The organism is Rubrobacter taiwanensis (genome assembly GCF_004337705.1).
Taxonomy (GTDB): domain Bacteria; phylum Actinomycetota; class Rubrobacteria; order Rubrobacterales; family Rubrobacteraceae; genus Rubrobacter_C; species Rubrobacter_C taiwanensis.
This window is the reverse complement of the sequence record NZ_SKBU01000004.1, coordinates 45,456-68,261: the sequence shown is the minus strand read 5'-3', so window position 1 is coordinate 68,261 and position 22,806 is coordinate 45,456. Positions and strand designations below refer to the sequence as shown.

The following is a 22,806-nucleotide window of genomic DNA, read 5'->3' as shown; positions in this document are numbered from 1 at the left end:
GCTGTATCTCCCCAGAGAACGCCTTCTTGTAGAGCCCCTTGACATCCCTCTCCGCGCACACCTCCACCGGCGCATCCACATACACCTCGATGAAGCCGTCACCGATGTCGCGGCGGACCTGATCCCTGGCCTCCTTGTAGGGGGAGATGGCCGATACGATAACCGCTACCCCGTTGCGGGTGAGGAGGTTTGCGACAAAGCCGATCCTGAGCACGTTTATGTCCCGGTCCTCCTTGGAGAAACCAAGCCCCTTGGAGAGGTTGGTGCGCACGATGTCGCCGTCCAGAACCTCAACCTTGCCGAGCCTCTCCCTGAGCTCCTTCTCCACGATCTCGCTTATGGTGGTCTTCCCGGCTCCGGAGAGGCCCGTAAACCACAGCGTAAACCCGCGCTCTCTTCTCAACCTTCCGCTCCTTCTCGGTCTCCTCGGGAAATACTACACGGACACGGTATCGAAGGGGGGAGCGGGCGAGAAGCCCGCCCCCGGACCGGCGCTATGAGGAGTTCTTCATCCCCTCGATCAGAACCTCGATAACCTCCGGGCGGGAGAACTCAGGCGGCGGGTACTCGCCCTTGCGCAGCATCTCCCGGACGCGCGTCCCAGAGAAGAAGACGTGCGAGTCCTTGTCGTGCGGGCAGGTCTTGGTGGTGGCCATACCGCCGCAGTTCAGGCAGAAGAAGGCGTGTTCGAAGAAGAGCGGGGTGATCCCGAGCTCGTTGAGGTCTATCTCATCGAAGATGTGCTGGGCGTCGTAGTCCCCGTAGAACGGCCTGCCGCTGGAGTCCTTCCCCGGCCCGGCGTGATCCCGCCCGACGATGAAGTGTGTGCAGCCGTAGTTCTTGCGGCAGATGGCGTGGAAGACCGCCTCGCGCGGACCACCGTAGCGCATCGCCGCCGGGAAGACGGCAAGCACGGTGCGATCCTTGGGATAGTAGCGGTTCAGGAGCACCTCGTAGGAGCGCATCCGCACGTCCGCCGGGATGTCCTCAGAACGGGTTTCGCCGACCAGCGGGTTCAGCAGCAGCCCGTCGACGGTCTCCAGCGCGCTCTTCTGGATGTACTCGTGCGCCCGATGGACGGGGTTGCGGGTCTGAAAGCCCACGATACGCTTCCAGCCCTTCTGCCGGAAGATGGCCCGCAGCTCGCGCGGCTCGTAGTAGTAGCGCGGGAAGGGCCGGGAGGTGGTGCCGTCCTCCAGCAGCGTGACCTCACCCCCCAGCAGCACGTCGCCCTGCCGGTAGAGGGTGGCGACGCCGGGGTGCTCGTCGTTCGTCGTCCGGAATACCTTCTGCGCCTCGTTCTCCTTGTCATAGGTGTAGCGGTCCTCGACCAACATCGTGGCCACGATCTCACCCGCGCCGTTTGCGAGCGCGACCTCCTGCCCCTCGCGGATGTCCGCAGCCTCTTCTTCCGACACGGAGAGCGTTATGGGCAGACTCCAGATCGGACCGTTTTTGAGCCGCATCTCCTCGACCACGCTCTCGTAGTCCTCCCGCACCATGAATCCGGTAAGCGGGGAGAAGACGCCGGTCGAGATCATCTCCAGATCCGAAAGCGTCCGGGGCCCCAGCACCACCTTCGGGTACTCTGCTGCCTGCCGTCTGCGCTCCTCCCGCTCCCCGGCCGGCACCCGGCGGTCCACGAGCTCGCCGCCGTGCGGCTCTATGGTAATGCTGTCCCTGGTTAGCATGTTCTCCTGCACCTCTCCTGACGGGATTATCACAAGGGCTTACGACCGCGCATTCTAGCGCTCTTTTCGCGGCAGATCACCCGAAGTTTCCGGCGTGTTCCACTCCGGCCGGGAGGCGAGCTTGACGGCCGCCGCGGCCAGCAGGAAGAAGAACATGGTGGAGGGCGGTATGTACCAGTGCCACTCCAGGAAGGAGGAGACGAGATATACGACCACGGCCGCGGTGAGGGCCGCCATCCAGAACCTCCGCCCGCCGGTCGCGCCGAGCGTCCCCCGGACCGCGTAGTAGGTCAGGTACACCGCAAAGCCCGCCAGCGCCAGAAAGGCGACGATACCGGTCTCCGTCCCCTGCTCCAGATAGAGGTTGTGCACCTGCCGCACGCCGGAGAGCCCCTCTCGGTTCTCAAGCCAGGTGTAGAGGAAGGTCCCGGCTCCGGTCCCCAGCAGCGGCCGTTCCCGCCACTCCTCCAGGGCCACCGCCCAGTAAGCCGTCCGCTGGTTGGCGCTGAGCGAGGTGAGCCGCTCCTCGGGTTCGGTATCCCGGCCCACGCTCCCGGTGAACGACTCCCACACGCCGCCGGGCCCTCCGTGCTGGTACACTACCATCCCGGCTCCGGTCGCTCCGGCGAGCAGAACACCCGCAAGCACCGCCGCACCGAGCAGCCGGTGGATGCGCGGCACGAGCTCGTAGCGGCTCTTCAGGGCGGCGTAGAAGGCCTGCAGCAGGAAGGCGGCCACCAGCCCGAAGAGCAGAGCTGCCTGCAACCGGGAACCGTCGGCGACCCGCTGCTCCAGCGGCACCCCGCTGGCCGTGAGCCCTTCGAGATTCCTGACGGCGAAGAGCACCGCCCCGGCCGGAAGAGCTGCGAGCGCCAGGTTGGCGAACATCTGCAGCCGGTTGCGCCCGAGAGCGAAGAGCACCGCCAGCCCCACCGCGAGCGTGAGCATGCCCCCGCGGGAGAAGGTGTAGTAGAGCGCGACCAGAGATCCGAAGATCATCCCGGCATGCAGAGCCCGCACGAAGAGGTTCTCCAGCTCCGTCATCCGCGCGAGCGCCAGCACGATGCCCATCCCGATCATGAGCGCCGCCGTGTTGGGATAACCGAGCTGCGAGGAAGCCCGCACCGTATCGAGCGAGGTCAGGGGGAAGGTGACGGGATCTACCTTCTGCAGCAGGACGTAGCCACTGACCAGCACCACTATGATTACGGAGCCGTCCAGCAGCCAGGGGATCTGCCGCCGGTTCGGCAGCGAGGCTAAAGACACGACGAAGATCGCCAGGTACATCGCCGAGCGCAGGATCTCCTGCACCGTCTCCCCCGGCCCTACGCTCCAGATAAGAGAGAGCGCCTTCACCAGTACCAAGGTGGACAAGAGCCCGATCAAAACCCAGCCCGCCCGCGGCACGTCGCCGTAGTAGCGGGCCACGAAGAGCGTTATGAACAGGATCCCCAGCACCAGCACCGCCACCGGAACCCAGCGCTGGACCAGGAAGAGCCCCTGATTCCAGACGCCGTAGCCCGTTATGGACACCAGCGCGAAGAAGAGGAAGATCTTGACCCAGAGCATGCCCCGGGTCATGCCGGAGGCCCGGGTCTCTTCGACCGGGCCGGGCTTTCTCGCGGTCTCGGTCAAAACGATATCACCGGACCTCACAGTCGACTTCTAGCGGACACCCGGATCACCTCCGTTCAGCACGGCGCCGAAGAGATTCGCCCCGGCCTGCAGCAGCTCGTCCGTCACCCGCCGGGCGAGGGTCTTGGGCGTCCGGGCCGCGTGCACGACCAGCAGGACCCCGTCGAATCCCGTGCAGAAGACCTCGGACCTCAGAACCTGCTCGGCCACCGGCGCGTCCAGGAGCACCACCTCCCGGCTCTCCTTCAGCCCCTCCACGGCCTGAACCAGCTCCCGGGATTCTATCAGAGCGGACGAGCCGGGCATAACCGGGCCCGTGGGTACGGCCAGAAGCCCCTCCTCCCCGGCGCGAAACCCGCACCGCTCCAGCGGCAACCCGCCCTCCAGCGCGCTGGTGAGTCCTACGAAGTTGGGCTCGCCGAAGATGCGGTGCAGCCGGGGCCGGCCGAGATTGCAGTCCACGATCGCCGCCCGCCGCCCATCACGCGCCAGCGCCACCCCCAGCCCCACGCACACGCTGGTCCTCCCGGCCCCGGGCTCCGGACTGGTGACCACCACGCTCTTCACCTCCCCGGCCAGCGCGGTGAGGTTGCGGGCTAGGTCCCTGAAGTGGATCTCCAAAGCGCCCGCCGGCTCGAGGAGCCTCAAGAACGCCCGCTCTTCGGCAGCCTCCAGACTCAGGTTCGTTCCTCCTCGCGGTACTCGGGGATGACGCCCAGCACCGGCGCGCGCAGAGTGAGCTCCACATCCCGGGCCCCGCGCCAGTCGCGCGCCCGCGCCTCCAGCACCAGAGCCAGCGCACCGCCCAGCACGATCCCCAGCCCCCCGGCCAGCGCGCCGTTGAAGAGCGGACGCGGCCCGGATCTACGCTCGGGCACCTCCGCCGGCCGCTCCACCGCCGCATTAACGGCCAGCGTACCGCCAACGAGCCCGCCCTCGCTCAGCTCGTTCACCCGATCCGCCAGCGCCCCGGCATAGGCGTTAGCAGCCGCCGCGGCTCGCTCCGGATCGGGAGCCGAGAAGCGGACCGAGATCTCCCCAGAACTCGCCGCGCTCACCTCCAGACGCTCATTGAACTCCTCGCCCCTCCCCTCCCAGCCCGAGCGCCGGATGGCCTCCTCAACTAGCTCCCGATTGGCCACCGAGCCCAGCACCTCCTGCGCCAGCGCCTCCGGAGCCTCCTCCCCGAGATTTATCTCGGGCCGAATGGTGACCGCAGCTCCGGCAGTATACGCCGGCTCCCGGAGGAGACCGAAACCCAGAGCCCCGAGCGCCATGAGCGCCGCGATCCCACCGACCAGAAACACCCTCTGCCAGAGGATGTAGAGTATCTCCGAGAGGACGAAGTCCTCCCGCCCTCCTGCCTGCCGGCTAGTAGATCGCACTCTCCAGCACCGTCTCGCGGTAAGCCTCCGGATCGGCGTTCAGAAGCTGAAGTATGGCGGGAGCCTGCTCGGCCTCGCTCTCCTGGATTATCTCGCGCGCCTCCTCATACCGCCTCTGAACCACGAGCGCGTCCGCTATGGCGAGCTCGACCGAGTCTATGAAGCTCTCCCGCTGCACTCGCTGCGGACCCGCCATGCCCTCCAGCTCGCGCTCCGCCCGCTCCCTGGTCTCCCGCAGTCTCACCTCGCCCAGCGCGGGCGCGCCGGTGCGTACGTAGATCCGGCCCAGATCGTAGCGCCCCTCCAGCGAGAGCCGGTTTATGTGCATGAGCCCGATGTACACGTCCCGGGCCTCCTCCAGCTCCCCGAGCCGAATGTACAGCGCTGCGAGCTGGTGCCGGGTCGGAATGGAGTTGGGGTTCAGCTCCAGCGCCCGCCTGTAGCTCTCCACAGCCGCCCGCGGCTCGTTCAGCTCCCCGGCCTGCAGCTCGGCCAGCGAAACGTAGTGCGCGTAGTTGCGCGGCTCGCGCTCTATAGCCACCTCTATCGCACGCAGCGCCTCCTGCGGCCGGCCCTGCTGCCGGTAGAGCGCAGACTCATACACCAGCGGCCGCGCGCTGAAAGGGTTCAGGCGCGCCGCCAGCTCCAGATGCTCCAGCGCAGCCTCCGTATCCCCGGCCGCGGCGAGCCGTTGCTGCTCGGCGGTGTAGCGGTCGGAGAAATAGATGCCCCCGCCCAGCAACATAACGGCCGCCGTGACGAACCCCACGGCGATTCTGAAGATTGCTCCACTCACCACCCGCCAAGATATATCTGAAAAGCTCCCCGAATACAAGAAAGAGAGACAGACCCCGAAGGGTCTGCCCCTCTTTACTTCGCTAGCCGCTAGAGGCTAACTACCGGGCGATCCGGCGAGCCAGAAGACCACCGGCAACCAGCAGAGCACCAGCGCCCAGCATCAGCATGGAGGCACCGCCCGTGTCCGGCAGCAGGGCGAAGCCCTCCTCACCGGCCACGCCTTCCTCGATGATCACCTCGCCATCATCCCCGTACTGGACAGCGCCAGCCGCAGTGATGTTCTGAATCAGCTGCTGGCAGTACTGGACCTGAGCCTGCGTCAGATCCTGCGCAGAGTACTGGGTGTCGACCTGATACTGAGCAGCATCCTGATCGCCGAAGATGGCGATGCACTCCTGCACGTTCAGAGTGGTGGCCTCAGCACCGGCGTGCGCCTCAGCGAGAGCCGGCGAAGCCGCAGCCAGCATCATGGCCAGCATAGCCCCAACCAACATCAACTTCCTCAACTCTAACACCTCCTTCTAGGCGGAAGTTACCGTCGGACCGCATTCTCTCAATGTATCTCCCGCGTGTCAACATTGAATCGGGGTTTTTTTCAATTTTTCTTAATTTTTCTTAATTTAACGCCGGCAGTAGCCGAAATCCACGGTGTACATACGGACGTTGTTCATTCCCCGGTAGGTACCGCCGGCGACGCCTATTCCGACGTGGCGGAATTGCCGGGCGAGGATATTGGCCCGGTGGCCGGAGCTATTCATCCAGTTTTGGAAGATGGGGCCGGGCCATCCCTGCTGGCCCCGTCCCCAGGCTATGTTCTCTCCGACGCCGGAGGCGCGGCAGCTGTTAGGCGGGTATCCGAAGCGCTTGAGCCGCTGTTGGAAGGACTGGCCGTTTCGGGAGGTATGGGAGAAGTAGTTGTTCTGGATCATATCTCTGGAGTGGTAGCGGGCGGCTCTTTGCAGCCGGGGATGGATGCAGAGCGGGCGCAGGCCGTGGTTGCGCCGGGCCTGGTTGTGCAGAACCAGCATGCGGTGCTCGGCGTTATTGAGGATCATGGTACCGCCGCCACAGGTACGCACCTGCTTGCCGGAGGCGGCCTGGGCCGGTTCCGGGCCGGTCAGAGACGCGGCACCGAAGGCGGCGAGGCTCGTCGCCGCGGCGGTGAGGAAGATCAGCGCGTATTTCACGTCCCCCCTCCAGAGCGTATCTTGTGTAGAGCCGTGTATACGGCTTTATCGGTGCCAGACCGGGGATACTTTAGCAGAGGGGGAGCGTGTGTCAAACGCGCCCGGTCCGGCCGGGGCTCATTTGTTCATCGAGCGGATGAAGGTGAAGATAAAGACGGCCGAGATCACCATCAGCACTCCGGCTGCGATCAGGCCCAGCCCCACCAGGATGGTCGTCTCCAGGCTGGCCGTCTGCCATTCGCCGCCCGAGACCCACACAAAGGCAAACAGCGAGGCGAAGAAGGTCAGCAGGATCAGGATCATGCCCCCGGGCAGGTCCCTGATCTGGATCGCCGACCGCTCTATAAGGTATGAGAGCCTACCCCCCTTGGGGTAGCCGCTGTTGCGCACGTTCTCCAGCGTGCGCCGGAACTCCTCCTCCCCGGCCAGCCCCATGACGCGCGAGATATAGTACGCCTCGGCGGGGGGTTTGCCCAGCCGCAGAAGCTCCAGGTAGTTGCGCCTGTACAGGTCCACCGCGTTCGAGTGCGGGGAGGCCAGCTGCTTCAAGAAAGCGTGGTTGTCCAGGCGGGTCGCAAACCGGCGGGCCTCTGCCTCCTCTTCGGGAGTGCAGTGGGGCCGGTTGCTTACTATCTCGTTGACCTCCAGGAAGAACATCTCGCGGGAGAACTCGATCTGGCTCTGGCGCTCGCGGCGGCGGGCGGAGATCTCGGTCCTTATCCCGCGCGCCCGGTACTCCTCGCGCCTCAGCCGGTAGACGTGCTCCTGATAGAAGTCGCGCTCCTCGATAGTCTCGGCTTCATCCCTGAGCCGGTAGGCTTCTTCAAGAGTTCTTGGGATCTTCCTCTCTTCCATAGATATCTGCGGCCGGACCCCTGGTCTCTCCGTCTCCGGATGGCAAATCTTCTCCTACCCCTATGATACCACCGGGAATACGCGGCTAACCCGGAAGTCCCTCCCGGTCCGGATCCCAGAACGAATAGACGAGGCTCCCGCCCCGCACGCTCACCCTCAGATGCCCCTTCTCCGCGAGCCCGGAGAGCATCGCGTCCGCCTCAGAGACCGTGAGCGTCGTCTCCATCGCGGCCCGGGCGGCGGTGACCTCTCCGCGGCGCTCGATGACCTCCAGCAGCTCCCTCTCCCTGGTGTCTGCCGCCGGAGCAGCCCTCTCTCCGGGATCTATCATCTCGGCCACCCCCTTCGCGAAGAGCCCCAGCGCCGGTAACAACGTCCAGCCGAAGATGAAGATCATCCACCAAAACCCGGTGGCCAGAACGTAAGCGGCGGCGATGAGGATAACCCCTCCCACGACCAGCCCTGTGGCCGCCCGAGCCTTCGGGCTCATCCCCTCGACGTCTATCCCAATATCGGATAGGAGCTTTCCGGCCTCGCTCCCGGCGGCTCCCTTCCCGCCACCCGGAAGGTCTCTGCCGGAAGGATGTTCTGGAAGCCCGTGGCGCCTCATGATCCCGTTTAAATATAACAGTAATCACGTGTGGCGGCTAGCCTCGAAACCCGGGGATGCTACCCTTCAGAAGAGCGAAGCGGAGGTGTGGAAATGGCGCAAGAGCTGAAGGATAAGATAGAGAGATCCCGGGAGGATCTTCTGGAGGAGCTAAAGGAGTTCCTGCGCATCCCCTCGGTCTCCGCGCAGGGCGGCGCCCGGTTCCGCGAGTGCGCAGAGTGGGTGGCCCGCAAGCTGCGCGAGGCCGGAGCCGAGGCGCGCCTGATGGAGACCGCCGGACATCCGGTGGTCTACGCCGAGATCGGGCAAGGCGAGAGGACGCTCCTCTCCTACGGTCACTACGACGTGCAGCCCCCCGAGCCGCTGGAGCTCTGGGAGAGCGACCCGTTCGAGCCGGAAGTGAGGGACAGCAAGCTCTTCGCCCGGGGAGTGGCCGATGACAAGGGTGATGTGCTGGCCCGCATCCAGGCCCTCAGGCTCTACCGGGAGGTGTTCGGCGAGCCCCCGTTCCGGCTGAAGTTCCTCATAGAAGGCGAGGAGGAGGTCGGCAGCCCCTCGCTAGGGAAGTTCGTGCGCGAGAACGCCGACCTGCTGCGCGCCGACGCCTGCCTGTGGGAGGGCTCGATGCAGGACGAGTCCGGACGGCCCCTGATCTTCTGCGGCACCAAGGGGATGCTCTACGTGGAGCTGCGGGCGAAGGGAGCCTCCCACGACCTGCACAGCATGTACGGTGGCATAGCGCCCAATCCGGCCTGGCGGCTGGTGCAGGCCCTGAGGACCATCAAGGACGAGACGGGCGAGATCACGCTCGACGGCCTGCACGAGCTCGCCGATCCGCCGACCGAGCTAGACCTGCGCGCCATAGAGGAGATACCCTTCGACGAAGAAGCTCTTAGGGCCTCCTGGAACGTCGAAGCCTTCGACCGCGGCCTCACCGGCGACGCCCTGCTGCGCGAGCTGCTGCTGCGCCCGACGGCGAACATCGCCGGGATGCACTCCGGCTACACCGGTCCTGGCTCCAAGACGATAGTGCCCTCCGAGGCCTTCGTAAAGATGGACTTCCGGCTCGTCAGCGGCCAGAGCCCGCGACGGGTGATGCAGCTCCTGCGCGAACATCTGGACCGCCGCGGGTTCGAGGATGTGGAGATAGTGGACCTCGGCGGTCTGGAGCCTGCCAAGACCCCGGTGGACAGCCCGGTGGTGCGGCTGGCGGTCGAGAGCTGGCGGGAGATCGGGCGGGACGACGCCGTGGTCTACCCTACCGTCGGCGGCAGCGGTCCCACCTCGTTCATCGCCACCGACCTCGGCATCCCGACCGTGATGACCGGGAGCGTGGCCTGGGCGGGGAGTCGCATCCATTCCCCCAACGAGTCCACGCGGCTCGAAGATTACTTCGAGACCGTGGAATACTTCGCCACCCTCTTCAGGAAGTTCGGAGAGCGGTGAGCGAGAAGACCGGCGGACTAAGGCTGCCCGACCGCGTCCGGCAGAGCATCGCCGCCGCGGCGGCGGAGCAGGGGCCGCAGGCGCGGGTGGTAGCTGCCCAGACGCGCACCTCCATGCGGCCGCCGCAGGCGCACGTCGTGGTCGCGGCGGAGAGGAGAGACATAGAGCGCATCCGGGGGAGAGTCTCGCTCGTGCGGCGCCTCGAGCTCTACAAGACCTCCTACGGCCCCGTGGTACGCCTGGCACTCAGCGCCTACCCGCCGGACGGCGAGCCCCTGAGCGCCGCCGCCGTGCTGGACGTCGCGCAGGTAAGCGGGGATGCCGTCCTCACCGGTCTCGGCAAACAGAAGGACCTCTACCTCCACTTCTACCGGGCGGAGAGCGGCGACCTCGTCTACGAGTTCTCCAAACAGCTCTCCAACGACGAAAAGCAGCGCGGCGAGGCCCGCAGAATCCTCAGGATGGCCCGCGGGGCATACGGGGAGACCCCCGCGGAGCGGCGCAGCTTCCGGCGCGCAGTCGCGCTGGCCGGGCGGCAGTTCGAGCTGCCGGTACCGCCGCCGGAACGAGCTCCGGACGCTCCCCCGAAGCCCTGAGCCGCTGAATTCCGACCACCCGCTGCGTATACTCTCTGGTAATGCGCAGCGGAGGATCGACGGCCGACTTCGTAGACCGGCTGAAAGAGGCATTTCAGGCAGCCCGCCGGAGCGGGGTGCGCCTGAGCGCGGGCGGCGGGCAGCTGGAGCCGGAGCTCCCGGGAGAGACCGAGCACCCCCGCGGGGGGGACGCCGTGGAAGCGTTCGAGGCAGACCCGGTCACCGAGCGTCACCCGGGAGATCCGGACGGCTCCTCCCGGCTGGCTTACTTTCTGGACGGGGTGCAGGTGACCTACGAACTCGGCCGGGCGGGAACCGTCCCGATCGTTCTGGCCACCGTCGCCGCAGCCGTCGCGCAGCGGCGGGAGCGCCGGCTGCACCGGATGGAGCTGGACGGCGCGCCGCAGATCCTGCGGGCGCTCGTGCTGCCCCGCTCCGGGGCCCGCCGGCTCTTCGAAGCGGTGCTGGAGGCGGGCATACCGCTTCTCCCCGGCGATCCCGGCCGGATCCCGGCCGGCGCCCCCATGGTCCTCGCAGACTCAACCCCGCAGCAAGGCACCGGAGCAGACCCGGCAGACTACGCCGGGCTCAAGCAGCAGGCCCGGGCCAAGGTCCGCTCGCTACGGGAGGGTCTGGAGCGGCTGCTGCTGGAGCGCTGGTCGGCTCTGGAGACGGGCGGGGACTGGATCGCGGTCGACGGACAGCTCCCGCTACCCGCAGAACGGGCCGTGGGGATCGCCAAGAGCTCCGGCAAGCTCTTCTTCGGCGGCGAGCAGGCCCGGATGCTACTCGAGCTCGGAGCAGGCCGCCGCACGACCGCCTTCGTCCCGCCGTGGCAGGTCGCGCGGGCCGCGGCCGGGCACCCCGAAGACGAACGCGCCTCGTGGTACGTGCGGCTCATGCCCGCCCCGGACGGAGCGGACGCCATGGAAGGGCTCGTCCGGCTGGAGATCCGGCGCACCTTCGCGGTCAGCCGGGATCCCCGGCCGGAGGAGATGGACGAGATTACGCGCTGGCTCCTGGCCGAGCGCGTGCCGCTCGCCCGGCCCGATCCGCGCTGGGCCTCCATGATCTACCCCATCCACCACGTCGAGAAGATGCTCAAGCCCCTGGTCGCGGACCAGCGGCGCACCCGGGCGCGGCTCGAACGCCTGATAGCCAACTTGCAGGGAGGATAGAGGAGAGTGCTGCACAGGGAGTTTCTGGATCTGGACGCCGGTCCCGTGGGCCGGGTCGTGACCAGCGAGGAGTATCCAGCCACCGCCCACGAGTTCTACTTCTGGACGGCGGAGTCCGAGGCCGCCCGAAAGCTGGACATCGGGCACATCGTCGCTGCCGAGTCCGAGGATGCAACGGCCGTCGCCGTTCTGGACGACCCCCGGCGCTACTCGGACCTCGCCAGCTTCCTGGACGACTTCTACGCCCGCGACGGCGACGCCGCCCTCGAAGCCCTCTCCGAGCGGGTGGAGATCCTGGTCTTCCGCGCCCGTGTACTCGCTACCCGGCACCGCTCGGGGCACGGGAAGTCCCGGCGTCCGGTGCGCAGCGGTCCGGTATACTTCGCCACCCGCTCCGCCATAGAGTTCGCCCTCGGCCGGGAAGACTTCTCCGGAACCCCGATCCCGATGCTCCTGCACGAGAACGGCAACCAGGCGGGCGGCGCGCCGCAGCGCACCCCGCTGTACGTGGATGAGGATTACCTGCTCGGCCCCGAGGCCGGCCACATGAACATAACCGGCATGAGCGGCCTCTCCACCAAGACCAGCCACGCGCTCTTCACCATCGCGAGCATCTTCCAGAACGCCGGTAAGAAGAAGGTGGCCGCGCTCATGTTCAACGTCAAGGGCGCAGACCTGCTCTTTCTGGACAAACCCGTGGAGCCCCCCGCCGACGACCCCGCCCTCGCCGCCCGGTACGAGGAGGCCGGGGTCAGGGGGCTCTCCGACGAGGAGCGGAGGATGTATGAGGACCTCGGCCTGCGCGTGGAACCGTTCGAGAACCTCAAGATCTTCGCCCCTCTAAGGCCCGGGATGGACCCCAAAGAGCGGGAGGTGCGGGTGTCTGAGATCTCCCCCCGGCGCCTTAACACCCTGCGCAACACGCCCGGAGAGAGCCTGTGCGTCTACCCCATCGTCTGGGAGCTGGGCGACGTGCTGCCCTACGCCGGCTACGTCTTCGACCCCGCAGACTACGACGACAAGTTCCGCGGGTTTGTGGAGTACCTGAGGTCCCAGAGGGTCCGGACCATGAGCGAGCTCTTCGACGAGATAGACCGGGCCCAGGAGGAGATGGCCGAGAAGGAGGCCACCGGCTGGAGGGGACACCACACGGCTACCATAGCCAAGGCCTACAACCGCTTCTCCAACCTGCCCAGCAAGTGCGCCGGGCTGCTGGTGCACGGCCGGGTGGAGTACGGCGACGCCCCGCGGGTGGACGATCCCTTCGAAGACCGGGAGATGCGCGTCGTGGACATCTCCCGGCTCTCCGGCGTGCCCCAGGATCTCATCGTGACGAGCGTGATCCGCAGCATCTGGGAGAAGGCCGAGAAGGGCGAATTGAACGTGGACAAGCTCATAATCTTCGTGGACGAGCTGAACAAGTACGCCCCCTCCGGGGCGAAGAGCTCCTCGCTCAAGGACACGCTCGTAGACATCTCAGCCCGGGGCCGCCACCTCAGGCTCACCCTCTTTGGGGCACAGCAGTTCCGCAGCAAGGTGGACGAGGAGGTCATCGGCAACGCCGCGACCAGCCTCTACGGCAGGATAGGAGACGAGGAGATCACGAACGCCAGCTACCGCTCCTTCTCCCAGACCACGCGCGATGAGCTGCTGCAGTTGGAGAAGGGGCGCCTCTTGCTGCGCCACGCCCACTATGCCGTGCCGGTCTTCGGCCGCTTCCCGCGCCCGCCGGTCCTGATGGGCAAGCAGGGCACCGACATCTTCGGAACGAAGAGCGGGGATCTGGCCGAAGCGGTGCAGAGCACCCTCCGCGGCCTCAACCACCGCCCCCCGCCCCTGCCCAAGATCCGGGAGGACATAGCCGGAGCGTCCGAGGAGCAGATCCTGGAGCTGCTGGACAAGATCTCCGCTGTCTGCCGCAACGGCGGGACGAGAGACCCCTACAGGATGCTCAAGCGTGAGCTCGGACGCGAGAGCGGGTTCGGCTTCGGAGACTCTCCCTTCCGCCGCGGCTTCGGTCCGCCGGAGGACGACCGGGGCCGTGGTTAGGGTCGCACACATCTCGGATACGCACCTGGGCTACAGCCGGTACGCGAAGCTCTGCCCGGAGACCAGCCGCAACCAGCGGGAGGTGGACGTCAGGGAAGCCTACCGGCGGGCGGTAGAGGAGATCCTGAGGCGTGAGGTGGACCTCGTCGTCCACTCCGGCGACGTGTTCGACACCATCCGCCCGGCCACCCACGTGATCATAGACTTCCTCCGGCAGACGGACCGCATCCTCCGGGAAGGCATCCCGTACTACGGCATCGCCGGCAACCACGAAACCCCGCGCCTGCGCTCCACCACTGCCGCGCTGGAGTACGCCAACATGCTCGGTGCCCGCTTCGCCCACGGCTACGAGCCGGTGTACGACTCCACGCAGGCCGGAGAGACGACCGTGGGGCTCGCCCTCGTCCCCCACGGCGCGGTGCTGGACCGGGATCTCGTCGTGAGCCCGGACCCGGCGGCGGAGATAAACATCATGGTTACGCACGGGACGGTGCCGGGGCTCAGGATCCACGGCCACGAGCTCGGCGACGTGGACCTGACGCCGGGCGTGCTGGACCAGGGCTTCGACTACGTGGCCCTGGGCCACTACCACAAGCACCACCGGCACAACCACAACTCATACTACGCCGGGGCCACCGAGCGCTTCAGCTTCGCCGAGGCGGACTTCGAGACCGGGTTCGTGATCCTGGACTTCTCCGGCGGCGAGGTGCGGGTGGAGCACGTCCCGCTCCCCGCCCGCCCCATGCTGGACCTCCCCAAGATAGACGCCCGCGGGCTCTCCGGTCCGGAGCTGACCGAGGAGATCCGGCGGCGCGCGGAGTCCGTCGAGCTGAACGGGGCCATCGTGCGCCTGAAGGTCGTAAACGCCCCGGCCGGCAGCGAGGTGGACCGCGAGCTGCTGCGGGAGCTCCGGAGCCGATGCCTCAACTTCAGCCTGGAGATCAGCGCTGCTGAGACCGCTCCGGAAGCCGCCGGCGAACCGGCCGCGACCGCCTTCGGCCCGCTGGAGGAGGAGCTGCGGAGCTTCGTAGAGATCCGGCGGGAGCGCGGCGAGCTGGAGAAGGAGTTCGCCGCCGAGTTTCTGGAGCGCGGCGTGGAGTACCTGCGGAGCGCCGCAGAAGAGGAGCGGGCGGCGTCGTGATCCTGGAGCGCCTGTATCTGGAGAACTACAAGCAGTTCCGCGACCCGCTGGAGCTGGAGCCCCCGGAGGGAGCCATCGGGGTTGTGGGTGCCAACGGGGCCGGGAAGACCACGCTCTTCGAGAGCATCCTCTGGGCCTTCTTCGGCCCGCAGGCCGGCGGCGAGCGGTTCAAGAACGACATGATCCCCTGGAGCGGCGGCTCCAGCCGGGACAGGACCGCCGTGCGGGTGACGCTGGATACCGGCGGCGGCCGCTACACCGTCGAGCGGACCCTGCAGAGCGGCCGGGCCCAGGCCCGGGTGCTGAGCGGAATGGGGGGCGAGATCTTGAGCGGCCCGCGGGAAGTCTCCGACTGGGTGCAGAACCACCTGCTGGGCATGGATCAGAAGGCGTTCGAGTCCACCTTCTTCGCCCGCCAGAAGGAGCTGGAGTTCTTCTCCGGCGTGACCGGCATCAGCCGCCAGCGGGAGGTAGCGCGGCTGCTCGGTATCAGCCGGATCGAGCGCGCCCGGGAGCTGCTGAACGAGGAGCGCCGGAAGGTCAGGGAGCGCGCCGAGTTCCTGGAAGCGCGGCTGGCGGGAAGAGATCGCGAAGGGCTGGAGGAGGAGCTCGCCGCCGTCCGGGAGGAGAAGGCGGAGCTCCAGCTCCGCCTTGCCGCCGCTCGAAAGGAGCACGAGGCCGCAAGCTCGGAGCTTGCCGCCGCCCGCCAGGAGCGGGAGCGGCTGGAGGAGCTCTACCGGGAGCACAACCGCCTGAGCTCGGAGCTCCGGGAGGCGCGCGCCGGAGAGCAGCGTGCGGCGGACCGGGCACAGGCGCTGCGGGAGCGCCTGCGGGAGCTGGACGAAGCGGAGCGCGAACTGGAGCGCCTCCGGCCCGCCCTGGAGCGCCTGCCCCGGGTGGGGCGGGAGCTGAAGAGACTGGACGAGACCCGCCGCCAGATCGAGGACCGGGAGCGCGCAAAACGGGAGCTCGGCCGCGCCCGCCGCCGGGCGGCGGAGGCCGTGGTGAGGTCCTCCCGGCTGCTGGAGGACCTGGACGGCTTCGACGAGGAGCCGCTGCCGGGCTGGGCGGCGGTCCTCCGGATCGAGGACGAGACCGAACAGATGCACGAAGCCGTCAGGGTACTCCGGCATGCTCCGGACGCGCTGCGGGCCGCCGAGGAGCGCCTCCACCGCCTTAAAGACCTGGGACGGCGCCACGCGGAGCTCGAGCGGGAAGAGGCCGGGCTGCGGCGGGCGGAAGAGGCGCTGGCCGGGCTCGCGGAAGATCTGTCCGCGGTGGAGGAGGAGATCCGGGAGGTCTCGGGCGGAGAGGATCTGGAGGCTCTCTCGGAGAGGCTGCGCGGCCGCAAGGAGGATCTCCGGCAGAAGATCGCCGCTCTGGAGGGCGAGGCAGCGGCCGCCGGGCGGGAGGCGGCGAACCTGGACCGGGCCCGGGAGATCGTGGAGGCGGCGGGCTCAGAGGGAGAGTGCCCCACCTGCCGCCGGCCGTTCGATGGCGACGACTACCGGGCGGTCGTGGAGACCCAGAAGCGTCAGGCGAAGATACTGCGCGACCGGGCGGCCGAAGCCCTGGCGGAGGCCGGGCGCCTCCGGGAAGAGGCCGACGCCGTCTCCGGACGCCTCCGGAGCGTCGCGGGCAGGCTGCGCGAGCTCACCCTCCTGAAGGAGCGGCGGACGCAGACCGCCGCCCGGCTCAAGAGCGCCGAGGAGAGCCTCGCCCGGGACCGCCGGCGGGTCGAGGAGCTGCGCGCGCAGCTTCCGGCCGCTCCTCCGGCGGAGGAGGAGATCCGGCGGGCCACCGACCGGGTGGCGTGGCTGACCCGGCTGCGGGAAGCTGGGGCCGGGATCTCGAGCTGCATTCAGGCCTTCCGGGACGCCGAGGAATCCGTCGCGGAGCTGCGGGACGAGATCCGGCAGCTCGCGGACCTCGCCTACGACGCGGAGGAGCACCGGCGGCTCGAAGCGGAGAGGGCGCACCTGGAGGGGGTCCGGGGCCGGGTCGAGGTCCTGCGTGCCGACCTCTCCCGCCGGGGCGGGATCGAGCGGGAGCTCGATGAGGCCGAGACCGCCGGAAAGAGCTGCCGGGAACGGGCCTCCAGTCTGAAGGCCCGGCTGGCCGGACTGGCCTTCAACGAGGCGGAGTACCGGGCCGCCGGAGAGAGGCTGCGAGCGGCCGAGCTCCAGCGCGATGCCCTCGGCGAGCGGTTGCACGAGCTGGAGCGGGAGCACACCCGCCTGGAACACCGTCTGGAGAGCGTCGCCGGTAGGCTCCGGGAATACGACGCGGACCGGAAGAGGGCCGACGAGCAGGCCGCCCGGGCCGGGCGCCTGGAGCGGATGAACCGGCTCTTCAAGGAGTTCTACGTAGAGCTGAGCAGCCGCGCACGCCCGGCGCTGGAGCGGGAGGCCAGCGAACTCGTCCGCATGCTCACCGACGGCAAGTACGAGCGGGTCGAGTTCGACGAGAACTACGGGCTCCGGCTCTTCGACGGCCTCTCGGACGCCTACGGCATAGAGCGGTTCTCCGGCGGCGAGGCGGACATCGTGAGCCTGGCGGCGCGGGTCTCCCTCTCCAAGATGATCTCGGCCCGCAACTCGGAGGCTCTGGGATTTATCGTGCTGGATGAGGTCTTCGGCGCGCTGGACTCCGACCGGCGGCACAACGTGCTCCTGGCCCTCGACCGGCTCAAGCGGGCCTTCGGCCAGATCTTCATCATCTCCCACGTCGTAGACGTGCAGGAATCGGCGCTCCTGGACGAGATCTGGCTCGTCGAGGAGGACGGGGAGAACAAGAGCCGCACCCGCGTTCTAAAGCCCGGAAAGAGCGATCTGGAGCGGATACTCTAGAGCCGGGCGAGCAGCTTCAGTGCGTCGTCCGCATCCATATCCAGCACCGAGAACCCGGCCCCGGTGGAGCCGGAGGCCACCTGCACCTCCAGACTGGCCAGGTGCAGCCGACGCTGGAAGGGCGTCTGCGAGACGGTGCGTGACTGCAACCGCCGGCGCGGGACCACGACCGTCGTGCGGGCCAGGTTGCGGAACCGGACCGTCAGCCGCTCGGAAGCGTAGTTCCAGCCCGCCGCCCGGAACCTGAGCCAGCCGAGGACCGCCGCCGGCAGGACCAGCAGCAGGGCGAGCATCCCCCACGGGTAGAAGAAGTAGGAGAGGGGAGCAGCCAAAAGCAAGACCGGCACGACGGCCCGGATCAGGTACCGGCGCAGTGCGCGCCGCGGCACGGGCCCAACCTCCTGCACCGGCGCGGCGAACTCGGGTGCGGCTGCCTCCAGCAGCCCCGGGACCTCCTTGACCGGCAGCAGTGGATAGAGCGTGGTAGAGGTCCCCTCCTCCGCCCCGTACCCGGCGCTGTCCACCCGGAGGTAAGCAAGCCCGAACGGCTGCCGGAGCACGCCCTCCACGACCCGGATCGCCTGGATGCGGGCCAGCGGGATGGTGGCCTCGTAGCGGTTCAGCAGCCCGCGCCGGATGTGCAGGTGGTCCCCGGACCTGGAGAGCGTAAATCCGTAGTAGGCGAGGAAAGTCCCCCCGATGGCGAGCAGCCACGCGAAGACGAGCAGCGCCGCAACGTAGAGCACCGCGGTCCCGGCGTCCCGTGGCAGGATAGCCTCGAAGAGGCGGGCGGCCAGGGTCTCCGGCAGAACCTGCTGCACGAACTGCGTGGCCCCGGCCAGCAGCGAAGCCGCGACCCCGACCTGGCCCGAAGTCGCCCCGGCCACCAGCAGCTCCCGGACGCCCAGCGTCCGGAGCACCTCCCGCTCCGGCTCCTCTCCGCCCCCTGTCTCCCGGTGCACCCGGGTCAGCCGCTCCCGCAGCGCCTCCGCCGTCTCCCGGGAGAGCGCCGGCAGCCGGACGTCCGGCTCGGAGCCGCCGCCGGCCGTCTCTATTCGCAGCTCCACCACGCCGAAGAGGCGCTGTATGACCCCCTGCACGGTATCCACCGACTGGATGCGCTCCAGCCGCAGCGAGCGCTCGCTCTTCTGCACCACGCCGCGCCGCAGGGTGAAGGTGTCCCCGGCCACGCTGTAGGTCGTAGCCCGCCAGGAGAGCACGCCCCACACGGCCGCTCCCACCACCAGCAGCACCGCGAAGAAGCCGATCAGGACGAGCGTGCCGGGCCGCAGTCCGCCCCCGAAGAGGGCGGCGAGACTGGGAAAGGCGGCGATGCCGATCCATTGCCGGATCGTGCCCAGAGCGTCCAGCAGCATGCCTACCGGATGCAGGTGCCGGTCCAGAAGCGGCGGCTCCCGCTCGGCCGTCGGCTTTCCGAAGGCCTCGGGACGCTCCAGGAACTCCCGGGGCTCAGAGCTCATCTTGGGTCTTGGTAAGCTCGGCGATGCGGTCCCGGACGGCGGCCGCGACGGGTGCGGCGAGCTGCGGGATCTGGTTCGGCCCGGCGGCCGTGTAGAAGATGACGGTAGAGAGCCCCAGCGCCCGCTGCAACGGACCGTGCTGGGTGTCCACGTGCTGCACCCGCGCCATCGGCACGAGCGTGCGCCGCACCTTTAACAACCCCCGCTGAAGATCTATCTCGGTCTCCCGCACCTCGTAGCGCCACCGGCGCCAGAGCACGGCCGGGATCACCCCCACGATGAGCACCCCGAGAGCGAGAGCCCCCAGTACGGGCAGGAGACCCACGTAAACCGGAGCCCCGGCGAGCGTGAGAACCACCGTCCCCGCACTCCCCAGTGCCAGCAGAAAGAGTGCCCAGAAGGAGCCGACGATGCGCCAGAGCGCCTTCGCCCGGGGGTCTAGCCGCTCCTTCGGCTCCGCCTTGAGCCCGCCCTCTTCCCGGACGCTGCTCACCGGCCGGCCCCGACCCTCTCGCCGCCTTCTCTGGCGGCGAGCTGTCCGCAGGCGGCGTCTATGTCCTGGCCCCGGCTCGGGCGCAGCGTGGCCGAGAGCCCTCTCTCGCGGGCGCGCCGCAGGAACTCCTTCGCGGCCGGCTTCGAGGTGGCGGTGTACCCGGTCTCCGTCCAGTTGAAGCGCAGCAGATTCAGGTGGTAGAGCCGGTGGTCGAGCAGCTCGGCCAGCGCGGCGGCGTGCTCGGGCGTATCGTTTACCCCGGCGAGCAGGGTGTACTCGAAGAAGAGCTTGCGGCGCGTCCTCTCCACGTAGTAGCGGGCGGCGGACATGAGCTCCGGGATGGTGTGCCTCGCCGCGACCGGCATCAGCTCCCGGCGCTGCTCCTCGAACGGTGTATGCAGCGAGATGGCGAGATGGAACTGCTCCGGCTCGTCGGCGAAGCGCCGTATCTTCTCTACCAGCCCGCTGGTCGAGACCGCGATTGACCGGGCCGCCAGGTTCAGCCCGCGCCCGTCGTTGAGCACCCGCAGCGCGGCCAGGAGCCGCCGGTAGTTCAGGAACGGCTCCCCCATTCCCATGACCACAACGTTGGAGACCCGCTCGGGTGCTATGTCCCGGGCAACGGCGAACACCTGCTCGGAGATCTCCCGCGCCTTGAGGTTGCGCTTGATCCCGAGCAGCCCCGTGGCGCAGAAGGTGCAGGCCATCGGGCAGCCGACCTGCGTGGAGATACAGACCGTCCGGCGCTCTTTCTCCGGGATCATGACCGTCTCGATGGCGTGCCCGTCGCGGGTGACGAAGAGGTACTTGCGCGTCCCGTCCCGCCCCTCGGAGACGCGCTGGAGCTCCAGCGAAGAGACCGGAACCTGCGCCTCCAGCTCCGCCCGCAGGTCCGCCGGCAGGCTCGTTGCCTCTTCCCAGCCCCCCACGCGCCGGACGGCGAGGGCCTCGTAGACCTGCTGCAGCCGGAACCCGGGCTCGCCACGCCGCTCGAGCAGCGCGGCAACCTCCGGCAGGTACTCCTCTACGTTCGGCCCCTTCTTCACAACAGGGCTGATTATATAGCCCGGGCAAAGCCTTCTCAGGGTAAAATCGGGGTCCGCCGCGAAGAAGCGGCCCTTAGGAAAAGCCCCCGCAGAATGTATAACTCAGGAGCATGCTCGGCGAACTCAACATTCTCGACTGGCTGATAGTTGCGTTCGCGGTGCTGCTCGCCATGCGCGGACTGAGCGCAGGCTTCCTGGCGAGCCTCCTCTCGCTGGCGGGCGTGGTCGCCGGGGCCTTCCTGGGCTCGCGGCTGGCCCCGGCGCTCCTCTCCGGCGAGACGCTCGCCCCCTACGGCCCGCTCATCAGCATCGCCGGGGCGCTGATCTTCGCCGCGATCGGGGAGGCCGCCGCCCGCTCCCTGGGTGACCGGCTGCGCCGGCGCCTGAAGGACGGCGGCCTCGTTGCCGCCCTGGACGGCCTCGGCGGAGCGCTCTTCGGAGCCGCAATGGCCCTGATCTTCGCCTGGATCGCCGGGGTCCTGATCCTGCAAGCCCCCCTGTCTCCCCTGCTCCACAACCCGGTGCAGCGCTCGGAGATCTTCCAGCGGCTGGACGAACGCCTCCCCTCCCAGACCCTGCTTCAGACCTTCGCCCGCCTCGACCCACTCCCGGAACTGGACGGGCCGGATGCCGATGTGGCCCCGCCGGACGCCGCCATCCTGCAGGACCTGGACCTGCAGACCCTCGGCCCGAGCGTGGTCCGCGTCTCCGGCATCGCCTGCGGGGTCGGCGTGGAGGGCTCGGGCTGGGTCGCAGCCCCCGGACTCGTCGTCACCAACGCCCACGTGGTCGCCGGCGAGGAGTACACCTCCGTCCAGCCCGGCGGCGCGGGCCAGCGGCTGGACGCCGAGGTGGTGCTCTTCGACGTCCGTAACGATATAGCCGTCCTGCGCGTCCCGGGCCTGGATCTCCCCTCCCTGCCGACCGCCTCTCCCATCCCCGGAGAGCCCGTCGCGATCCTGGGCTACCCCGGCAACGGCCCCTTCGACGTGCGCCCCGGCCGTCTGGGCAACACCCACGCCGTTATCTCCAGCGATTTCTACGGGCGCGGCCCCGTACAGCGCCAGGTCACCAGCATCCGCGGGCTCGTGCGGCAGGGCAACTCCGGCGGCCCCGTGGTGAACGCCCGCGGCGAAGTGGTAGCCACGGTCTTCGCCAGCCGCGCCGACGGCGAGCGCGTGGGCTACGGCATCCCCTCCCCAATCGTGGAGGACCTGATAGCCACAGCCCTCCAGAACCCCGAACCGGCAGATACCGGCCCCTGCGCGGCGTAGAGAGCCCTACCTCTCCTCCGAGACCTCCCGAACTATCTTCTCCAACACGAGCCGGCTGCGCCGGAGATCCGCCTCGGTCGCCGAGAGCCGGGCCACAGCCGAATCCCCCAGCCGCCCACTCTCAACCTCCCGGCGGACGGCCTCGGCCGCCTCCTCGATGGCGGTCATGGCGCTCTGCAGCGAAGTGACGCTCTCGTTCGCCATCAGCTTAGTACCGCGGCGGAGTCCCAGGGCCGGCGTAGGTCTCGTTTATCCGGCTCGCCGTGCGGTATGCGTCGTAGGTGGCATAGATCACCACTACCGGATAGGTAACAAAACCTATCAGAACGGACGTCAAAGACGCGTTGATCGCCCCGATGATAAAGACCACCAAACCCTTCAGAATCTGCCCGTTGTATATCTGCCCCAAACCGGGGATCAGAAAACTCAGAACCGCCGCCAGTCCCGCGCTCTTCATACCTCACTCCCGTCCAGATCCTACCCAGAGATCACCCCATTCTAACTACCCTCGCCTCCCGGGAAACTAACGCCCCGCCCCAGCATAACGGGTCAGACAACTTTGTTACAGACTTGTTATTTACTTGTAAAAGTTTGAAACCCGGCTGGGGTTGTGCTAGCCTCTCGCGCCTGTAACTGCAGGCAAGTCTGGAGGGAGGGACTTTTGAGGTCTTTTCTGAAGGCTGCAATGGTGGCCGGCCTGATGGTGTTTTCGCTGGCTGCTTTCAGCAACGAGGCTCAGGCTGAGCCGGTGGTGGCCAGCTGGTATGGGCCGGGGTTTGAGGGGGCGCTTACGGCGAGCGGCGAGCCGTTCAACCCGTATGCCTACACGGCGGCCCACCCCTATCTGCCGTTCGGGACGCAGCTGCAGGTCTGTTACCAGGGCTGTGTTGTTGTGACGGTCAACGACCGCGGTCCGTTCGTCGGCGGGCGGGGGCTCGATCTCTCGCAGGCTGCGGCGCAGGCCATCGGTCTCACCGGCCCTGGTGTCGCCGTGGTGGACGCGCAGGTCGTCGGCCAGCAGCCTTACGCCGCCACTTATTAAAGCGGCGAGCGGCAGGCTCTCATGCACCCCGGGCGGGTCCGTTCCGCCCG

The 22,806-nt window shown here is 68.0% G+C and carries 23 protein-coding genes; 8 read left to right on the top strand and 15 right to left on the bottom strand.

Translation table 11 applies throughout. The features are described from left to right. The 10 genes from cysC to E0L93_RS02020 all read right to left on the bottom strand — a co-directional run. Positions 1-403 (bottom strand): adenylyl-sulfate kinase (cysC, locus tag E0L93_RS15995; RefSeq protein ID WP_207890272.1); only part of this gene is annotated, 403 nt, incomplete at its 3' end. A gap of 91 nt (positions 404-494) precedes the next feature. After that, positions 495-1,691, bottom strand: coding sequence for a sulfate adenylyltransferase (gene sat, locus E0L93_RS02060; protein ID WP_132687810.1), 1,197 nt, complete (start codon positions 1,689-1,691; stop codon positions 495-497). Between the two features lie 54 nt (positions 1,692-1,745). Next, a complete protein-coding gene (locus tag E0L93_RS02055) occupies positions 1,746-3,326 on the bottom strand; it encodes an O-antigen ligase family protein (RefSeq protein WP_132687807.1) in 1,581 nt (526 codons plus the stop codon). Between the two features lie 30 nt (positions 3,327-3,356). Continuing rightward, a complete protein-coding gene (locus E0L93_RS02050) occupies positions 3,357-3,974 on the bottom strand; it encodes a CpsD/CapB family tyrosine-protein kinase (RefSeq protein ID WP_165874109.1) in 618 nt (205 codons plus the stop codon). Positions 3,975-4,003: 29 nt separating this feature from the next. Then, positions 4,004-4,711, bottom strand: a complete 708-nt coding sequence (locus E0L93_RS16390) for a Wzz/FepE/Etk N-terminal domain-containing protein (protein ID WP_132687801.1) — start codon at positions 4,709-4,711, stop codon at positions 4,004-4,006. Beyond that, positions 4,698-5,510: a tetratricopeptide repeat protein gene (locus E0L93_RS02040; RefSeq protein WP_132687798.1), complete on the bottom strand. Its 813-nt coding sequence runs from the start codon at positions 5,508-5,510 to the stop codon at positions 4,698-4,700. Before E0L93_RS02040 ends, E0L93_RS16390 begins: the two co-directional genes overlap by 14 nt. A gap of 97 nt (positions 5,511-5,607) precedes the next feature. Continuing rightward, positions 5,608-6,015, bottom strand: a complete 408-nt coding sequence (locus tag E0L93_RS02035; protein WP_132687795.1) for a hypothetical protein — start codon at positions 6,013-6,015, stop codon at positions 5,608-5,610. A 114-nt stretch (positions 6,016-6,129) separates the two neighbouring features. After that, a complete protein-coding gene (locus E0L93_RS02030) occupies positions 6,130-6,696 on the bottom strand; it encodes a CAP domain-containing protein (RefSeq protein WP_132687792.1) in 567 nt (188 codons plus the stop codon). A gap of 117 nt (positions 6,697-6,813) precedes the next feature. After that, positions 6,814-7,551, bottom strand: coding sequence for a hypothetical protein (locus tag E0L93_RS02025; RefSeq protein ID WP_132687790.1), 738 nt, complete (start codon positions 7,549-7,551; stop codon positions 6,814-6,816). Between the two features lie 85 nt (positions 7,552-7,636). Further along, positions 7,637-8,041 (bottom strand): hypothetical protein, encoded by a 405-nt coding sequence (locus E0L93_RS02020; protein ID WP_132687787.1) that lies wholly within the window; start codon positions 8,039-8,041, stop codon positions 7,637-7,639. Positions 8,042-8,254: 213 nt separating this feature from the next. Here E0L93_RS02020 and E0L93_RS02015 point away from each other — a divergent pair, with 213 nt between their 5' ends. The 6 genes from E0L93_RS02015 to E0L93_RS01995 are packed head-to-tail and all read left to right on the top strand — an operon-like array spanning position 8,255 to position 17,420. Further along, positions 8,255-9,607 (top strand): M20/M25/M40 family metallo-hydrolase, encoded by a 1,353-nt coding sequence (locus E0L93_RS02015; RefSeq protein ID WP_132687784.1) that lies wholly within the window; start codon positions 8,255-8,257, stop codon positions 9,605-9,607. Continuing rightward, entirely contained in the window at positions 9,604-10,203 is a 600-nt protein-coding gene (locus E0L93_RS02010; protein WP_132687781.1) for a hypothetical protein, read from the top strand. Before E0L93_RS02015 ends, E0L93_RS02010 begins: the two co-directional genes overlap by 4 nt. Before the next feature lie 41 nt (positions 10,204-10,244). Then, positions 10,245-11,381, top strand: coding sequence for a hypothetical protein (locus tag E0L93_RS02005; RefSeq protein WP_132687778.1), 1,137 nt, complete (start codon positions 10,245-10,247; stop codon positions 11,379-11,381). Between the two features lie 6 nt (positions 11,382-11,387). Further along, the gene (locus E0L93_RS15660) at positions 11,388-13,430 is read left to right on the top strand and encodes an ATP-binding protein (protein WP_165874108.1); all 2,043 of its coding nucleotides are present in this window, start codon (positions 11,388-11,390) and stop codon (positions 13,428-13,430) included. Next, on the top strand, positions 13,423-14,571 hold the full coding sequence (locus E0L93_RS02000) for a metallophosphoesterase family protein (RefSeq protein ID WP_165874107.1): 1,149 nt from the start codon (positions 13,423-13,425) through the stop codon (positions 14,569-14,571). The genes E0L93_RS15660 and E0L93_RS02000 overlap by 8 nt, the downstream gene beginning before the upstream one ends. Next, complete coding sequence (locus E0L93_RS01995) at positions 14,568-17,420, top strand: AAA family ATPase (RefSeq protein WP_132687773.1); 2,853 nt, start codon at positions 14,568-14,570, stop codon at positions 17,418-17,420. The genes E0L93_RS02000 and E0L93_RS01995 overlap by 4 nt, the downstream gene beginning before the upstream one ends. Here the strand turns inward: E0L93_RS01995 and E0L93_RS01990 are convergent. Genes E0L93_RS01990 through rlmN form a run of 3 tightly spaced genes read right to left on the bottom strand, consistent with a single transcriptional unit; the run spans position 17,417 to position 20,440 of the window. Then, positions 17,417-18,901 carry a PH domain-containing protein gene (locus E0L93_RS01990; protein WP_132687770.1) on the bottom strand — a complete coding sequence of 495 codons (1,485 nt, stop codon included), beginning with the start codon at positions 18,899-18,901 and terminating at the stop codon, positions 17,417-17,419. The two genes, E0L93_RS01995 and E0L93_RS01990, sit on opposite strands and share 4 nt — an antisense overlap. After that, on the bottom strand, positions 18,891-19,394 hold the full coding sequence (locus tag E0L93_RS01985; protein ID WP_132687767.1) for a PH domain-containing protein: 504 nt from the start codon (positions 19,392-19,394) through the stop codon (positions 18,891-18,893). Before E0L93_RS01985 ends, E0L93_RS01990 begins: the two co-directional genes overlap by 11 nt. Continuing rightward, the gene (rlmN, locus tag E0L93_RS01980; RefSeq protein ID WP_165874106.1) at positions 19,391-20,440 is read right to left on the bottom strand and encodes a dual-specificity RNA methyltransferase RlmN; all 1,050 of its coding nucleotides are present in this window, start codon (positions 20,438-20,440) and stop codon (positions 19,391-19,393) included. The genes E0L93_RS01985 and rlmN overlap by 4 nt, the downstream gene beginning before the upstream one ends. Before the next feature lie 110 nt (positions 20,441-20,550). Between rlmN and E0L93_RS01975 the strand changes: the two genes are divergently transcribed. Beyond that, on the top strand, positions 20,551-21,714 hold the full coding sequence (locus tag E0L93_RS01975) for a MarP family serine protease (protein ID WP_132687761.1): 1,164 nt from the start codon (positions 20,551-20,553) through the stop codon (positions 21,712-21,714). Positions 21,715-21,720: 6 nt separating this feature from the next. On the opposite strand, the gene E0L93_RS01970 is transcribed toward E0L93_RS01975, so the two are convergent. Then, a complete protein-coding gene (locus E0L93_RS01970) occupies positions 21,721-21,918 on the bottom strand; it encodes a hypothetical protein (protein WP_132687758.1) in 198 nt (65 codons plus the stop codon). A gap of 4 nt (positions 21,919-21,922) precedes the next feature. Next, a complete protein-coding gene (locus E0L93_RS01965; RefSeq protein ID WP_132687755.1) occupies positions 21,923-22,171 on the bottom strand; it encodes a DUF5683 domain-containing protein in 249 nt (82 codons plus the stop codon). Between the two features lie 204 nt (positions 22,172-22,375). Between E0L93_RS01965 and E0L93_RS01960 the strand changes: the two genes are divergently transcribed. Beyond that, positions 22,376-22,756, top strand: coding sequence for a septal ring lytic transglycosylase RlpA family protein (locus E0L93_RS01960; RefSeq protein ID WP_207890271.1), 381 nt, complete (start codon positions 22,376-22,378; stop codon positions 22,754-22,756). Positions 22,757-22,806: the final 50 nt, after the last annotated feature.

Coding starts and splice junctions, on each gene's coding strand:
- E0L93_RS02025 (WP_132687790.1), bottom strand. CDS start 7,551: ATGGAAGAGAGGAAGATCCCAAGAACTCTTGAAGAAGCCTACCGGCTC.
- E0L93_RS01965 (WP_132687755.1), bottom strand. CDS start 22,171: ATGAAGAGCGCGGGACTGGCGGCGGTTCTGAGTTTTCTGATCCCCGGT.
- E0L93_RS02005 (WP_132687778.1), top strand. CDS start 10,245: ATGCGCAGCGGAGGATCGACGGCCGACTTCGTAGACCGGCTGAAAGAG.
- E0L93_RS02015 (WP_132687784.1), top strand. CDS start 8,255: ATGGCGCAAGAGCTGAAGGATAAGATAGAGAGATCCCGGGAGGATCTT.
- E0L93_RS01975 (WP_132687761.1), top strand. CDS start 20,551: ATGCTCGGCGAACTCAACATTCTCGACTGGCTGATAGTTGCGTTCGCG.
- E0L93_RS01970 (WP_132687758.1), bottom strand. CDS start 21,918: ATGGCGAACGAGAGCGTCACTTCGCTGCAGAGCGCCATGACCGCCATC.
- sat (WP_132687810.1), bottom strand. CDS start 1,691: ATGCTAACCAGGGACAGCATTACCATAGAGCCGCACGGCGGCGAGCTC.
- E0L93_RS01990 (WP_132687770.1), bottom strand. CDS start 18,901: ATGAGCTCTGAGCCCCGGGAGTTCCTGGAGCGTCCCGAGGCCTTCGGA.
- E0L93_RS02020 (WP_132687787.1), bottom strand. CDS start 8,041: ATGAGCCCGAAGGCTCGGGCGGCCACAGGGCTGGTCGTGGGAGGGGTT.